General features: G+C 42.7%; 13 protein-coding genes and 2 tRNA genes. 6 read left to right on the forward strand and 9 right to left on the reverse strand.

The window, feature by feature from the left end; translation table 11 throughout:
- Positions 1–21: 21 nt before the first annotated feature.
- The 4 genes from DK188_RS04595 to DK188_RS04610 all read right to left on the reverse strand — a co-directional run bounded on the left by DK188_RS04595 (position 22) and on the right by DK188_RS04610 (position 8040).
- Positions 22–1698 (reverse strand): RagB/SusD family nutrient uptake outer membrane protein, encoded by a 1677-nt coding sequence (locus tag DK188_RS04595; protein ID WP_111669625.1) that lies wholly within the window; start codon positions 1696–1698, stop codon positions 22–24.
- Between the two features lie 111 nt (positions 1699–1809).
- Positions 1810–4827, reverse strand: a complete 3018-nt coding sequence (locus DK188_RS04600) for a SusC/RagA family TonB-linked outer membrane protein (RefSeq protein WP_111669626.1) — start codon at positions 4825–4827, stop codon at positions 1810–1812.
- Between the two features lie 469 nt (positions 4828–5296).
- Positions 5297–6646, reverse strand: coding sequence for a Gfo/Idh/MocA family protein (locus DK188_RS04605; RefSeq protein WP_111669627.1), 1350 nt, complete (start codon positions 6644–6646; stop codon positions 5297–5299).
- An 11-nt stretch (positions 6647–6657) separates the two neighbouring features.
- Positions 6658–8040 (reverse strand): 3-keto-disaccharide hydrolase, encoded by a 1383-nt coding sequence (locus DK188_RS04610; protein WP_111669628.1) that lies wholly within the window; start codon positions 8038–8040, stop codon positions 6658–6660.
- Positions 8041–8212: 172 nt separating this feature from the next.
- Here DK188_RS04610 and DK188_RS04615 point away from each other — a divergent pair, with 172 nt between their 5' ends.
- Positions 8213–9388 (forward strand): THUMP domain-containing class I SAM-dependent RNA methyltransferase, encoded by a 1176-nt coding sequence (locus tag DK188_RS04615; RefSeq protein WP_111669629.1) that lies wholly within the window; start codon positions 8213–8215, stop codon positions 9386–9388.
- 120 nt (positions 9389–9508) lie between these two features.
- Positions 9509–10183 (forward strand): 6-phosphogluconolactonase, encoded by a 675-nt coding sequence (locus DK188_RS04620; RefSeq protein ID WP_157963162.1) that lies wholly within the window; start codon positions 9509–9511, stop codon positions 10181–10183.
- 50 nt (positions 10184–10233) lie between these two features.
- On the opposite strand, the gene DK188_RS04625 is transcribed toward DK188_RS04620, so the two are convergent.
- From DK188_RS04625 to DK188_RS04635, 3 genes are all read right to left on the reverse strand, one after another.
- The gene (locus DK188_RS04625; protein WP_111669631.1) at positions 10234–10998 is read right to left on the reverse strand and encodes a hypothetical protein; all 765 of its coding nucleotides are present in this window, start codon (positions 10996–10998) and stop codon (positions 10234–10236) included.
- 207 nt (positions 10999–11205) lie between these two features.
- A tRNA-Asp gene (locus tag DK188_RS04630) sits at positions 11206–11279 on the reverse strand.
- Between the two features lie 107 nt (positions 11280–11386).
- A tRNA-Asp gene (locus tag DK188_RS04635) sits at positions 11387–11460 on the reverse strand.
- Positions 11461–11755: 295 nt separating this feature from the next.
- On the opposite strand from DK188_RS04635, the gene DK188_RS04640 reads away from it, so the two are divergent.
- The 4 genes from DK188_RS04640 (at position 11756) to DK188_RS04655 (ending at position 15177) form a co-directional block, all read left to right on the forward strand.
- The gene (locus tag DK188_RS04640) at positions 11756–12703 is read left to right on the forward strand and encodes an acetyl-CoA carboxylase carboxyltransferase subunit alpha (protein WP_111669825.1); all 948 of its coding nucleotides are present in this window, start codon (positions 11756–11758) and stop codon (positions 12701–12703) included.
- A gap of 169 nt (positions 12704–12872) precedes the next feature.
- Positions 12873–13715, forward strand: coding sequence for an MBL fold metallo-hydrolase (locus DK188_RS04645; protein WP_111669632.1), 843 nt, complete (start codon positions 12873–12875; stop codon positions 13713–13715).
- Positions 13716–13816: 101 nt separating this feature from the next.
- On the forward strand, positions 13817–14620 hold the full coding sequence (locus tag DK188_RS04650; protein WP_111669633.1) for a patatin-like phospholipase family protein: 804 nt from the start codon (positions 13817–13819) through the stop codon (positions 14618–14620).
- A complete protein-coding gene (locus tag DK188_RS04655; RefSeq protein WP_111669634.1) occupies positions 14617–15177 on the forward strand; it encodes a 1-acyl-sn-glycerol-3-phosphate acyltransferase in 561 nt (186 codons plus the stop codon). Before DK188_RS04650 ends, DK188_RS04655 begins: the two co-directional genes overlap by 4 nt.
- A 75-nt stretch (positions 15178–15252) precedes the next feature.
- On the opposite strand, the gene msrB is transcribed toward DK188_RS04655, so the two are convergent.
- Both msrB and DK188_RS04665 read right to left on the reverse strand, forming a co-directional pair.
- Entirely contained in the window at positions 15253–15669 is a 417-nt protein-coding gene (gene msrB, locus DK188_RS04660) for a peptide-methionine (R)-S-oxide reductase MsrB (protein WP_111669635.1), read from the reverse strand.
- A gap of 34 nt (positions 15670–15703) precedes the next feature.
- Positions 15704–16201, reverse strand: a complete 498-nt coding sequence (locus tag DK188_RS04665; protein WP_111669636.1) for a DinB family protein — start codon at positions 16199–16201, stop codon at positions 15704–15706.
- Positions 16202–16204: the final 3 nt, after the last annotated feature.

Below are 16204 nucleotides of genomic sequence, written 5' to 3' on the forward strand. Positions count from 1 at the left end.
TAATTCAAGCGTTTTTTCAAATCAATAGCCAGGGTTCTGTGGGAATCCAGACGCGCCCCCTTCAGCTCTGTCGATCTGATTTTGAGGAATTGGTCTCAGTACGTGGAAATCTTGAATATTTGGACCTCCCTGTGCATTGTGAAGCCTTACTCGCTCCAAAAGCAATCCCCAACGCTTCAAATCCAACCATCTGAACTGCTCGCCGATCAACTCACGTGCTCGCTCTTCCACTAAGAAATCAAAGGTCATTTCAGCTGCTGTGATTTCCATTTCAGACTCTTTGCCTGGGAATGCTGCTCTTCTTCTGACCGCATTGATAGCCTCGGTAGCTTCGGCTACTTTTCCTTGGCGGAGGAGAGACTCAGCCAATAGCAAGTAAGTTTCGGCTAATCGCATTGCAATGAAATCACGTCCTCCCTCAAACTGAGTCAAATCCGCTCTTCCTGGATCAAGGTGCTTCTTCAATCCAGGAAACAATCGCTCATCGTATCGGCTTGGCACCAAAACTTGATAGGGCTTTTTTGCCCGCTCCTCTAGAGACATTTCAAATCCTGGAATATAGATCGCAGTATCTCCGAGAGCATACGTCACAGAAGGCTTTGAAAGATCAAAACTTGTGTTAAATGTTCCGGGTCTATTGGAATAGTAAACATCAATGAACGAGGCCTTATATCGACTGTCGTTTTCCCGATCAGCAAATACGGTATTGATCGCGTAATCTGTCATTCTGTACCGCTTGAAAGGACGACCGTTTTGGGTATCTCTACGCATACCTGCCTGGACATCGTATTCCATCAGGAAGAATACGTGAGAATTATTTCCACCTCCATTTGTCAATGGGTCGCGGGTATATTGGATGGCCCAGATCACTTCATCGTTTCGTTCGTTTCCAAACTGGTGTACTTGGCTAAACTGAGGTAGAAGAGTAAAGCCATAATCGTTAATCACACTCTTCAGCAAAGGCTCCGCACTTGCAAAATCACTCCCCTGAGCAGCTTCTGAGGTAGCTCTGGTGAGATATACTTTGGCCAATAAGTGCTGGGCAGCAGGTCTGGTAACTCGACCATATTGACTAGAGGCCTTTGCGGCTTCCAAGTCAGGAATAGCTGCCTGCAAGTCAGCAATAACTGCGTCATAAATTGCAGATACTGGAGCTCTGGAAACCACTTTGTTTGGTACAGTATTTTCCGATAGCTGAAGATCAATTGGACCAAAAAGCTGAACCATCAGGAAATAGTGATGTGCTCTGATAAATTTCACCTCTGCAATTCGCTGCTTCTTTGTGGCATCGTTGACACCTGTCACATTTTCACTTCGATCAATCACGGCATTACAGGTATTGATGCCTCGGTATAATTCGTCCCAAAGTTCTCTTACGTGACCGTTTTGTGAATCAAACTGATTCGTATAGGTATTCATAAATTTCCAAGAACCATCGGCGCCATTGGTATAAATGTCCGTACCAAATTCAGTCATGTTATGTCCTCTTTCAGTTCCGTACCAAGACCTAAGCGAGGTATAGGCTGCATTTACTCCGTCATTGAATCCACTTGCTGTATTGAGGTAATCATTCCCGATTTGGGAGATTACGTCCTCCTGGAGGGCATCCTGACATGAATACGCAAATGAAAGCGTCAATGCCAATGCACTGGTTTTGATCCAGGATTTGATATGATAGATATTAGCTATTTTTTTCATGTGTTTCTGATTGATTTTTTATTGGCCATATGAAATCTCAAATGCTTTAGGTTCATCCTGCTTTTTGACAAGTGGGCCTTGCTCGATTTCATATTTCAATTTGCTTAAAGATTAAAATTTCACATTCACACCGAAAGTGTACTGAACTACCGGTGGAGTCACGTTTGCAGTAATTGCACCAGCTTCTACACCCTGCTCACCATCGATAAATGTCTCCGGATCTACTCCTTTGTGAACTCTACGGTATTCAGACCAAATAAACGGGTTCTGAATACTGCTGTATAATCTTAGGCTGCTGACTCCTATCTTTTTCAACACATTTTCTCCAAAAGTATACCCAAAGTTGATATTTCGCACCTTTACAAAACTCGCGTCAAATAAAGACATGGAGCTATTGTACTTAGGGAATTCTTGGTTCTCATTTGGTCTTGGATAAGCATTGGTTGGATTGGTAGGTGTCCAATAATCCACATCCAAGTTATTATATCGACCAAATAGGTTGTTATTGCTCTGATGGAACAGAGAGCGTATCATGGAACCCTGTCTGGTGAAGATGAAGAAGGAGAGGTCAAATCCTTTGTATGAAAATCTGTTAGTCATACCCAAAGTGAAATCAGGAACAGCAGAACCAAGGAACTGACGATCCAAGGAGTTGATTCTTCCGTCTCCGTTTAGATCTTCAACTTTGATTTCACCTGGCTTATCGCCAAATGATTGGGCTTCATCCGCCTCATCAAGCTGCCAGATGCCAATTTTTTTCAAGTCAAAGAAGATGGTCAATGGTTTCCCAATAAATCTTCCTGCAGCGATGTCATCACCATTAGGAAGAGATATGATTTCCTCTTTGTTTTTGGTGAAAATAATGTCTGTTGACCAAGAGAAATCCCCACTCTCAATGTTCAGGGTAGATAGTGAAAGTTCTACACCTCTGTTTTGGGTTTCTCCAATATTTGTGGTGAATCCGCCGAATCCAGTGGAGTTAGGTAGTGGCTGAGGAGCCAGCAAGTCTGATGTATTGGTGACATAATATTCCAAACTACCCATTATGCGACCTTTGAAAAAGGAAAAGTCAACCCCCGTATTGAAGGTGGTAGAGGTTTCCCATCTTAGATCTGGATTTCCGATTGTATTTGGTCTGTAGCCAAAGGCAGCGGTATTGTCCCAAGCATAAGAAGTTCTTCCAAGCAAAGCCTGGGTTTGGTATGGATTAATCGCTTGGTTACCGATAGATCCATAGCTTACTCTCAGCTTCATCAAATCCACCTTAGATGAATTTTTCAGGAAGTTTTCCTGATGCATATTCCAGCCCACAGCTACAGATGGGAAGTAGCCAAACTTGTTGTTTTCACCGAATCGGGAACTACCATCGGCACGGATGGTACCGGTAAGGAGGAATTTGTCCTTGTAGGTATAGTTTACCCTTGCCATGTAAGAGAGTAGCGACCACTCAATCAGGTTGGTATTGGCCCCTGTGATCTGAGCAGCATCGCCTAATCTATGGTAAAGTTGAGAAGGGGCAGGGATTCCTTGAACACTGATTGCTGTAAACTCTTCTCTATCCTGCTGGAAAGATTGTAATGCCGTAACATTTAAATTATGAACTTCATTAAATGTTTTGGTATAACTCAGGATGTTTTCTATGGTGTAATTGAATTGGAATCGATCTTCTACAGCTCCTGTAGGTGGTCCGCCTCGTCTGGCATTGGTTTGAGAACCGGTGAATCGGCCTATTCTTCGGGTATTCAAATCAGGACCAAATACTACGCGGTAGTTAAGTCCTTTTGCGATATCCCAGCTGCCATAGAAACTTGTGAAAGCACGATATCTTCTAGTTTCATCTACTTGTGCCCCTGGGACAATCTCTGCAAACGGGTTAGTTCGCAATCCGTCTGTAGTAGGAAGGAAAATCAAATTACCTTCATCATCATAGGGTTTTCCCAATGGGTTTTCTGCTAAGGCTCCCCCGATAGGATTGAAGTTTTCCCCGTTTCTATCACTTCGTGTGAAAAGTGTAGAGGTACCAATTTTGATTTTCTTATTGATTGCATGGTCCAAGTTTATACGGAATGTATACCGTGTGAAATCTTGGTTGTAAATGATACCTACGTCTTTGAAATAGTTAGCAGATACAAAGAAGGTGGTTTTATCACTTCCTCCACTTACCCCTATTTGGTGACTTTGAATGTTGCCTGTGCGAAGTAGTCCACCTACGTAATCGGTGCTTCTACCCAAAGCAATACTTTCAAGTTCTATAGGTTCAAAAATCTTTTCATCGGCTTCGGTGGTGGCAGGCCCTTCAGGATATCTTCCTGTAGCTCTTCGAGACTCTCTTTTATATTCTGCAAATGCAGGACCGTCAAAAACCTCAATTCTACCCAACTCTTGATTGATACCATAATAAGAGTCCAGCGAAACAACCGTTTTGCCTACGTTGCCTCTTTTGGTCGTGATCAGTACTACACCGTTAGAACCTCTTGAACCATATATGGCGGTTGCAGAAGCATCTTTCAAAACCTCCATTGAAGTGATATCCTGAGGATTGATATCTTCCAATCCCCCTACAGTAGGTATTCCATCGACTACATATAGCGGTTCATTGGAAGCGTTGAAAGAACGGCGTCCTCGGATACGTACCTGAGGAGCGGAGCCTGGTTTGGAACCTGCCTGAGTTACGTCCACACCTGCTGCCCTTCCTTGAAGGGCTTGTCTCGCATCTGTGATTGGGAGTTCTTGGATTTCTTTATTGCCCACAGATGAAATAGCTCCAGTAAGTTGACTCTTTTTCTGCGTTCCATAGCCTACTACCACTACTTCGTCTAGGTCAGCTAGATCAGGGGTGAGGCCCACATTGATCTGACTTCTATTTCCTATGGCTTCTTCTACGGCATTATACCCGATGAATGAAAATACCAGCACGCCATCTGCTGGACCTGAGATGGAGTATTTTCCATCTAAATCTGTGGTGGTTCCTGTTGTGGTTCCTTTGAGGAGAATGGTCACACCTGGTAAGGGAGATCCTGTTTCATCCGAAACGGTACCAGTCACTTGGACATTCTGTGCTTGTGTATAGCCTACACTAAGCAGCAGCATCAACACCACCGATAGGTAGGTGTAAAATTTTGTACGCATAAGTAAAAGGGGTTATTGTTATAGATAGAATTGGTTCGATCATTGGGTAAGCTTTTAAAAATGATGAGTGGAAAAATTCAATCATTTTTCAATATAAAAGGTAGACAGAAGGATAGCCATGATCAAATTCTCTCGTCTTGTAATTACGGAATCGATTGCGAGTGGATTTCGGTAGATGATGTACTAGGTGGGGAGAATTAAAAACGATTATTTTATGGGCGTTTCATTTGAAAAAAGATAATTTTTTCACCTAAAAGCCAAAATTCTTATAATTAATAATGGATTCTATTAAATAGTATGTTTTATAGAGTTGGATGAATGTCAAAAAAAGAAAGTTCTTTAAATAGAATAATGCCCTTTGTAAGTATTCAATTTTTTAAATTATCCTGAAGGTTAAATAAAAAAACACCTGCAGTTGAGCCAAATGCAGGTGTTTAAAAATAAAGAAAACCAATTTTTACTTTCTGTTTTAGATTTTTGGTGGCTCCCAGCCTTTTTGATATTCCCTTGTCCAAAGTGCCTTTCCTTTTTCGGAATTCTGAATATGTCCATTTTTTGGATCACAGATCAAGGTTTCGCCAGTTCTACTACTGATATTTGCCAAGTGGCACAGTAGCGTCGATACGGCGCCATCTTCAATGTTTGAATTTTGTTTTTCCAAACCTCTAACAGCATTGAAGAAGTTGACGACATGGGTGGTACTCATGTCTCCACCGCCACCAAGTTGGGTACCACCTTCTGAACCTCCGCCCATGTTTTCCTTGACTAGTTTTCCACTTCGGTCAAACTGCTTGTATCCACCCCGGTCTACATAGACTGAGCCCTCAGTCCCATAGATGATTGTTCCACGGTCTGTCCCATAGGTTTTATAGCTGTTTCGGCTTTTACCATCCCATTGGATGACTTTATTGTCCCCAAATTTGAAAGTGGCGTCCATGGTGTCATACATGGTCCATCCATCTTCGGGGTAGTGCATTTTGCCAGCCACGACCATTACTTCGCTGGGATAATCTACTTGAAGAGCCCATCTGGCCACGTCGAGTTCGTGGGTGGCATTATTTCCAGTCTCGGCAGTGCCATAGTCCCAGCCGTACCAGTGCCAGTTGTAGTCCCAAGTATCATGCATGTAGGGCTTTCGCGGAGCGGGCCCCTGAAAAAGCTCCCAATCCAATCCAGTAGGGGCTGCCTGAGCTTTGGGATTGGGAACTACACCCCGATTATTGCTGTAAAATGCTTTAGCCATATACGCTTTACCTATGGCGCCGTTGTGGATCGCTGAGATGATTTCCCTGCTTTCCGGAGCTGATCGCTGTTGATTTCCCATTTGTACAACTTTGTTGTACTTTTTCTGGAGTGCAATGAGTAATTCACCTTCCCGTGGATTGTGTGAGCAGGGCTTTTCCACATATACATGTTTACCTCGCTCCAAAGCTAACCAAGTACCTGGTGCATGCCAGTGATCGGGAGTTGCGTTGATCAAAACGTCTACTTCCTTATCGTCCAATACCTTCATTATGTTCTGCTCGAGTTTCGGAGCATAGCTGATGTATTTTTCGAAGTTTTTGGCTGCTTTTGGCATCTGGGATTGCATCGCATCGCAGAGGTAAAGTAAGTTTACATTGCTTGATTCTAGTCCAATCGGCTCATAAAAAGCACCGAGTCTTCTTCCCAAACCGGCTATAGCTACATTCAGCCGTTCATTGGCACCGACTATTCTTCCATAAGATTTTGCAGAAAATCCAACTGCACCAAGTGCTGAAATCCCCAAAGTGGCTGCTGTACTTTTCTTTATAAATGCTCTTCTGTTTTGCTTACTCATTTTGTATTGATTTAGTTAAGCGTCTTGATTTTGATGTTTTTGAAGCTCACTTCGTCGCCATGATCCTGAAGAAGAATATGACCTTCTGCCGCTTCACCAAAATTTTCCCAGATTTTATACTTGCTGATGGCTACCAAATCTCTGAATTCCTGTGAGCCACGGACATATTCGACGACTTTGACACCATTGAGGTAGTGCTCTACTTTATTGTCTGGATAGACCACTACACGGCCTTTGTTCCATTCGCCTATTGGCTTCATGAAACGCGGTTGTTTATTGGCCTTAATTAAGTCATACAACGAAGAAAGTGTACGATTCCCATCGATTCCCATCTTGGCGTCGGGATGCTTTTCATCGTCTAGAATCTGATATTCCAGACCAATAGCCGAGCCTTTGTTTCCTTCAGAAAGTGTGACAAAATATTTCAAACCGCTATTTGCGCCCTCAGTCAATTTGAATTCAAATGCTAGATCAAAGGCAGAAAACTTCTCCTCAGTCACAATATCTCCTGCATTTTGGGACTCGCTTCCGTCAGTTTTTGCAATGGTCAAAATTCCATCTTTTACACTCCATCCAGACTCAGGAAAGGTTTCCTTGTAGGCACCTTTCCATCCATCGCTAGTTTTACCGTTGAAAAGTAGTCTCCATCCATTTGCGATTTCATAATCTGTCAGCTCGTTGAGACGGTTATTGACTACAAATAGGTCTTTATTGAACGATTGGGGCTGAAGATTCTCAGTTTGGATTTTAACATTTTTGAAATAAGTTTTTCTACCTGCTTCAGTAGAATCTCTTACGCTGTGCACTTGTAAGCCGATAAACCCATTTTTGTCCATGTCATCTACCACATAGGCGACTTCCTGTCCATTGATCCAGGTTTTGAGTTCGTCCCCGATCGCCTCTATTCTGTAGTGGTTGTATTCGCCCATTTTGAAAGCCGATTTAGCTTCTGGATTTAATTCCAAAGGATACAGCCAACCTCTTCTTGCCTCATCATAGATCCCGCCTGACCAGGCTCGCTCGGTCGGATCTGCTTCGATTTGATAGCCAAAAACCAGTCCCTTGCCGTCTCGGGCCGCTGGATCATATTGACCTCGGGCCATCACTCCGGAATTGCTTGATAAATCTTCGATTTTAAGGTCAAGTTCCAGAATAAAATCACCATAGGTGGCTTCGGTGATCAGAAATGTGTTTGGCGAACCTGCAACGGAGGTGCCGATGATTTCCTCACCGACAACTTCATAAGGTGCAGTTCCCGCTACTACTTTCCATCCGCTGAGATCTTTGCCGTTGAATAGTTCGGTCCAATTATTTTCAGTTTTTGGTTCTTGGGAACAGCTGATCAGTGCAAGACTGGAAAGAAAGAAGAGACTCTTTCGTAGTGAATAGTTCATTGAGTTTTGTTTTTTGGGTTGAAGTTAAAATTCCCCATAAATGCCACGGGGGACAACAGGTCCAATTTCCAATTTACGGAAACGATTGCGAGTATTTTTTATAAAAATGGGATAAATGGTGCTTTGGAGCTTTTTATCGGAAAAACTCCCATCGACTTTCTTACTTTTGCGCATGCTTGATTTTAACCAAAAAGTAAAAGTTTTCATCACCTGCAAGGATCGCTCGGTGAGCTATCTGGAGCAGGAAGTCCGTGAATTGGGTTTTGTGCCTACAGCTGTAATCCGAACAGGAATCGAATTGCGAGCCAGCCTAGAGGATTGCATGGATCTCAATCTGCACTTGCGTACCGCCTCCCATGTGCTTTATGAGCTGAAATCATTTTACCTGCAAAATGCTGAGGATATCTACCGAAAATTCAAATCGATTCCTTGGGAAGAGTATTTGGATGTGGATGGGTACTTTTCGGTAAACTCAATAGCAGAAAATGAATCGATTACCACTCCTTTGATTGTAAATGTCAAAGTAAAAGATGCGATTGTGGATCGGTTTCGGGAATTGAAGGGGAGGAGACCAGACTCAGGGTCTGATTTTTCAGGATTGGTGATTCAGGTGTATTGGAAAGAAACTCAGGCCTCCGTTTACCTAAATACCTCCGGTGAAACCCTAGCCAAGCATGGCTACCGCAAGATTCCCGGAAAAGCTCCCATGATGGAAGCTTTGGCAGCGGCGACCATCTATGCCACCGAGTGGAATACACGAGTGCCATTTATCAATCCGATGTGCGGATCGGGGACTTTGGCCATAGAGGCGGCTTTGATGGCCACTAAGCGGTACCCTGGATTGTTTCGGGATCAGTATGCATTTCAGCATATTTTGGGCTATCAGGAAGAGGCTTTTCTGGCAAAAAAGAAAAAACTAGAAAGTAAAATCGTAGAGGCTATAGAAGTGAAAATCATTGCTTCAGATATTTCCCTTCAAGCCATCTCTTTTGCTATGGAAAATGCAGCCTATGCGGGTGTTGACCATATGATAGAATTCCAGACCTGTGATTTTGCTGAAACCGAGATCCCAGAAAAACCTCGGGGCGTGATCATGTTCAATCCAGAATATGGCGAACGTTTAGGTGAAAACGATGAATTGGAAATCACCTACAAGCGTATGGGGGACTTCATGAAGCAAAAGTGTGCTGGATACAGAGGATATATTTTCACCGGAAACTTGGAATTGGCAAAGAAGGTAGGGTTGAAGGCCAGTCGGAGAATTGAGTTTTGGAATGGTACGATAGATTGCCGACTCCTGAAATATGAATTGTTTGAAGGGAGCAGAGAGCCAAGAAGAGAAAAGTAGCCAAAGACCTGAGGAAATCCTTTCGATGGAATAAAGGATTTACTTATCAGTAGTAAAGAAGACAGCACTAGTAAACTGCCAACCGAGATGAATATTCAATATTTTTCAAATTTCCTTGACATGAGCAAGGCTGGATTTGAGATCGTGAGGTCTGAAATCGAGAAAAAGCCTGATTTATTGTTCTGCGTGGCTAGTGGTGGCTCACCTTCTGGATTGTATGCAGAGATGGTCAGTCATCAAAAACAAAATCCCGGGTTTTGCTCCAGACTTCAAGTGGTAAAGTTGGATGAATGGGGAGGATTGGAACCGGGCTCCACGTTTACATCAGAAGTGGACGTGCAGACTAAATTTATTCAGCCATTAGGAATTGCTGCAGATCGATATCTGACAATAGATCCGTTTACTCCAAATCCTTCTGAGGAATGTGAACGTATGAAAACAGCGCTCGAAAAGTCTCCCGTGGACATTTGTATATTAGGGATAGGAGTAAATGGACATATTGCGCTAAATGAACCTTCGGATGTATTCCAGCTTGGATTTCATGTCGCTGAATTGGCTGGGTCTACCTTAGCCAATGGGATGATTAAATCGTTAAAACAGCCACCGACTTTTGGAATGACAATGGGAGTGGGGGAGATTTTGAAGTCTAAAAAGATCTTGTTGTTTATTTCTGGTTCAGGAAAGAAAGATGCATTCCAAAAGTTGCTAAATCCCGAAATCAATTTTCAATTTCCAGCTTCGTTCCTTTGGCTGCATCCCAATGTCGATGTTCTGGTCGATAAAAGTGTGATTTGATTTGAAAAGCAGGTTTTATTAGAGGAAAATAAGTTTTTGTGGCGTTCAGCTTACTTGCATGTTTCATTCGTAGTCAGAAAATACCGTCTTCCGTTGCCTATCAGCTCATTTTCCGAACTCCCCTGTGATAGAATGATCTCGAAATTTTCACCTTTTTGAGTATAAATGAGCAATCCTAGCTCATTTCCGATGGCGCTTACCTCCCATGTCCCAAAATCTTCGTCTTTTACTGATTGGGAAAATTCTCCACTGAGGTAGCTGTAATACGAATAGTAGTAAAAAGTACCGTCACTGCACAAATCAAAAAACTTCTTATCCGAACCTCCATTAGCAGTGTGAAGGTAAAGCAATCTTTTTCCGGCGATTCGTTGGTGAACTTGTCGAGTCGACTCGGTTTCGATTCTTGGTTTTGGATGGTTTGAAGATGGATTTGGAGCGGTTTCCGTTGGTTTAGAAATCAATTGTGACAAATCAGCGCTTATTTCTGAAGTTTTAGATAATGGAATATCGTACCCCTCAGAGGTCAGGAGGTATTGTCCCATAATTCTCGAAATCGTAAACTGAACCAGATTGCCGTTAAAATTGTAAGACCCTGAAAGTACACCGAGAAAAGGCCGCGCCGCACCTAGGTAAAGTTGATCATTGGTCATGAATTGCACTTCAAAGGTTTGTTCCATTTTTTTGACAGACAAAGAAAGCTCGAGAATGTCTGTGCTTTGGTAGGTACCGGAGAATTTGGTTTCTGGTGATTCCTGCGAAAAAACCTCAGCGGCTAAGGCTAGTAAAAGAAAGACAAAAGTGAGCAGAGTTTTCATTGGCAAATTTTAAAAAAAAGAACTGTAATGTATTTACGTGCAAGCTTTTACAAGCTACTAATTGTGAGGATCAAAAGCAGATTCCGGAATGAATTATTTGTGAATATCCCTCTTTGATTCAGTAAAAAATGAAAAGTTCGACTTAGCGGTTTTTTTATTCTTGAGCCTTAAAAACAAAAAAGCCTTAGATTTCTCTAAGGCTTTAAGCGGAATGGACGGGACTCGAACCCGCGACCTCCTGCGTGACAGGCAGGCATTCTAACCAGCTGAACTACCACTCCAATTTTTTTGAGTCATTAACTCCAACTAGCGACCTTCCCGATAAGTCGGGACATTCTAACCAGCTGAACTACCACTCCTAATGGTTTAACTATAATTTAATCGTATGCGGAATGGACGGGACTCGAACCCGCGACCTCCTGCGTGACAGGCAGGCATTCTAACCAGCTGAACTACCACTCCATTTTGTTTGTACTATTTTAGAACGTTAATCTCGAACCAGCGACCTTCCCGACGTGTCGGGACATTCTAACCAGCTGAACTACCACTCCGTTTGTTACTTCTCGTTTGAAGTGGTGCAAAGGTATGGATTTGATCTTTTTCTGCAATACAAGAAATTAATATTTTTCAAAGCTGCTTCTATATGGTTAGGATTCAGTTGAATAATTTTTAAATCAATAGAAAGTGATTAGTCATCGATCTGAGGTTTGTCACTATGGGATAATCCTTATCTTTGTCCCTTCCAAAAATCAACAAAATGGTATTAGAATTTGAGAAACCCATTGCTGATTTAGAGCAAAAACTACAGGAAATGAAAGACCTTGCCAAAGGTCGAAACATTGATCTGACCAGTGATATTGAGTCTTTAGAAGATAAAATTCTTGCTTTGAAAAAAGAGACTTTTGAAAATCTCACCCGCTGGCAGCGAGTGCAGCTATCCAGGCATGCAGATAGACCGTATGCGCTGGATTACATCTATGAGATCACCAATGATTTCATCGAGCTTCACGGAGATCGCAGTGTGAAAGATGACAAAGCAATGGTTGGTGGATTAGGTGATATTGATGGCCGCACAGTGATGTTTATCGGTCAGCAAAAAGGCCGAAACACCAAGCAGCGTCAAGAGCGAAACTTCGGAATGGCCAATCCGGAAGGTTACCGTAAGGCACTTCGGCTGATGAAAATGGCTGAGAAATTTGGTAAACCAATCGTCACTCTGATTGATACTCCAGGAGCATTTCCTGGTTTGGAAGCTGAAGAAAGAGGACAAGGGGAGGCGATAGCAAGAAATCTTAAAGAGATGTTTATGCTGAAAGTGCCTGTCATTTGTATTATCATCGGTGAAGGTGCATCAGGCGGGGCGTTGGGTATTGCGATAGGAGATCGGGTATTCATGTTGGAAAACACTTGGTATTCTGTAATTTCTCCTGAGTCTTGTTCATCGATCCTTTGGAGATCTTGGGATTACAAGGAGCAAGCTGCCGAAGCGCTGAAGCTTACTGCCAAGGATATGAAAGGCAACGGACTCATTGATGATATCATTCCTGAACCACTTGGCGGAGCACATAGAGACCTGAAATGGATGGGCAAAACGATTAAAGAAACCATCATTCAGTCCCTAAAAGAACTCGACAAACAGAAACCTGAAAAACGGATTGAAAACCGAATCGAGAAATTCTGTTCCATGGGCGTAGTTGTGGAGTGAGAACTTGAAAATTTGATGTTTCGACTACTGTCACACAGAGCGTAGTGGAAGTGTCAACACTAGAATTAGAGATTGCGGGAACGCATATACTTTAAATAACACTAAAAGCAATCTATCCACCCTGGGAAAGGTTGCTTTTAGTTTTTAACCCAAAAAGATCAAACCCAAAATGGAATTATACAGCGTCAATACGGGGTTTTTTAAGTTGGATGGTGGTGCAATGTTTGGAGTTGTTCCCAATACGCTCTGGTCACGAACAAATCCCGCTGACGAAAATAACCTTTGTACCTGGGCAATGCGGAGCCTGCTAGCAGTAGATGGGGATCGCATTGTGTTGATAGACAATGGAATAGGTGATAAGCAGGACGCTAAATTTTTCTCTAATTATTTCCTTCATGGTGATGATTCTCTGAAAGGAAACCTTCAAAAACTTGGGGTCAGTTTCCATCAAATCACAGACAATTTCCTGACCCACCTGCACTTTGACCATTGTGGGGGTGGAGTAAGCTATGGATCACATGGTCAATACGAAATGACTTTCCCACGGGCTACTTATTGGTCCAATGCTGAGCATTGGAAATGGGCAACAATACCTAATCCTAGGGAAAAGGCTTCTTTTCTCACAGACAACATCCTACCCATGCAAGAATTGGGACAATTGCAGTTTTTGGACTTGGGTCAAAAAAGTCTGTTTCCCGGATTTGACTTCATAACTGCTGATGGACATACCGATAAACAGATGCTTCCTAAGATCAAATACAAAGGGAAAACGGTCGTTTTTATGGCGGATTTGCTTCCCTCAGTTGGTCATATTCCCTTACCTTATGTAATGGGGTATGATACACGACCTTTGCTCACCATGAGCGAAAAGCAGACCTTCCTAGAGGAAGCTGCTCGGGAGGAATACATTCTTTTTCTCCAACACGATCCGGTCAATGAATGCTGTACAGTGAAAATGACTGACAAAGGAGTACGACTTGACCAAACCTTCAGACTCGATGAAATCGAGTAAATCTGAGATACTTTCTATTGATATGATTAGTAGCTTAGTGAGATTCTCCAGAGGAAAAATAGGGAAAGGCCATATGGCTTATTAAAACAGATTGTACTCCTATGAAATCTAAATTGAAAGTCGGAATAGCACTGTCAGGTGGAGGCATTCGCGGTATTTCCCATTTGGGAGTCCTGAAAGCCCTGAATGAAATCGGGATTGTACCTTCCAAGATCTCCGGAACTTCAGCAGGAGCTATTGTGGGTGCCATGTTTTGCCAGGGATACCAGCCGGAGGAAATCCTAAAAATCATTCTGGAGACCAATTATTTCAAGTTTATGCGCCCTGCCATTTCTTGGAATGGGATTTTGAAAATGGAGAGTATTGGAGAATTGTATAAACTATACCTTCCCCACAACGACTTTGCGCAGCTTAAAATAGAATTAGCCGTAGCTGCTACGGATATTCAGCGCGGCAAGGTGGTCTATTTTGATGAGGGTGAACTGATCAAGCCGATCATGGCTTCGAGCAGCATTCCAGGGATGTTTGAGCCGATTCTGATCAATAAGAAGCATCTGGTCGATGGAGGTGTGTTAAACAATCTTCCCGTCGAACCGCTGGAGGGCATTTGTGATTATGTCATTGGGGTCAATTGCAATCATTTGCCTGAGGAAAGTAACATCAGCAATATGAAAAAACTGATCGAGCGTGCGGTGATCATGTCGATGAATTACAATGTCTACAGCCGAAAGGCAAAATGTGACTACTTTATCGAAGCACCGGGATTGGGAAAATACGGTGTTTTTGACATTAAAAAAGCACCCGAGCTATTTCAGGCTGGCTATGACCATGCAATGAAAGTGATCGAGCAAAATCCTTCAATTTTAGATTTAGCCAAACCCAAAGCAAAACATTTATCCGTATGATGAAGTCCCTTTCCAAATTCGTTTTTTGGATCTCAGGTTGGTCATTGAACAACAATTGGCCAGAAGGTCTAAAAAAGGCTGTTCTAATAGCCATCCCCCATACGTCCAATTGGGACATTTTATATGCTCGGGCTGCCTTTTTCCTGATGGATATTCCGGTGCGTTTCACTATCAAAAAAGAGGTAATGGTCGGCCCTTTGGGTTGGCTGCTGAAAGGACTCGGAGCTATTGCCATTGACCGAAAGCGGACCCCGGGTGGTCGGCAGCAAACCTATACCGAGGCAATGGTCAATATGCTGAATGAACGGGACGAGCTCGTCATCATGGTGACTCCCGAGGGGACTCGAAGTGCGGTAAAGAAATGGAAATCAGGTTTTTACCACATTGCTCTTGGAGCAAATGTTCCGATCATTGTTGGATACTTGGATTATAAGAAAAAGGAAGCTGGTATCGGCCCTTGTATCTATCCAAATGGAGACATGGATGGACAAATAGAAGAACTAAAAGCATTTGGAAGGACGGTCACAGGGAAACATCCTGAAAAAGGAATTATTTGAAATTTAAGGCAGGAAAAAGGAATACGAGGGGCTGAGGATTGGAAAACCATTACCAAAGCTCAGCCCATTTTCATTTTATGCTTTTTTGAAATCCATACTCAGGGAATTGATGCAATATCGGATGCCTCCCTGATCTTTGGGACCGTCGGGAAAGCGATGGCCTAAATGTCCGCCGCATTTGCCGCAAAGGATCTCTTCCCGGATCATAAAGTGGCTGTAATCCATAGTGACTTCGATTGCCTCAGGATTTACTGGCTTGGTAAAACTCGGCCAGCCACAGCCGCTGTCATATTTATCGGACGAATGGAAAATCTCATTTCCACAGGCTTTGCACTCATAGATTCCAGTGTCTTTATTCAGGTAATATTGCCCCGTGAAAGGTCTCTCTGTGCCTTTTTCACGTAGGATACGGAAAGACTCAGGATCCAGAATTTCTTCCCATTCGGAATCTGATTTTTGTATTTCGAAGTTCTTAGGCTCTTTCTTTTTCATAAGTGACATTTTTTACAAAACCCATAATTTCCGATTAAAGTTTAGTATTCTCTTGGGCACGATACACCCAATTGGGAGCATCATTTAGGTGATTTCTCAACATCATGTTTAGCTGTGCGGCATGATGCTGTACATGACGCATGTTATACAGTAGAATTTCAAAAATGGAGTAATCCATCGTTTTTGATTCATTAATCCAACGACTTTCACTCAATTCAGCTGTTAAACCCATGATTAAGTGACGACATTTGTTTCGATTGAATTCTAAGTAGTTAAGGATTTCAATTTTCAAAAAAGGAACCGAAGGTGGCTCATCCTCAAACTCTGAATGTGTAAAGGGAGACCTAGCTCCAAATCCTACTGGTTCTAGGGTCAGATAATAATCCAGGAAAAATAGGGTATGGTAAGCGTTGCCGGAAAAAGATAGATCAGAATTCCAGAATTCTTCAGGGCACATCCGAATCGCATTTTCTAACATGTCGATGCTTGCTCCGAATTGGCACCAAAGTGCAGCTTTGATGGATTGGTTCATAGG

The sequence above is a fragment of the Algoriphagus litoralis genome, assembly GCF_003259255.1.
GTDB lineage: Bacteria > Bacteroidota > Bacteroidia > Cytophagales > Cyclobacteriaceae > Algoriphagus > Algoriphagus litoralis.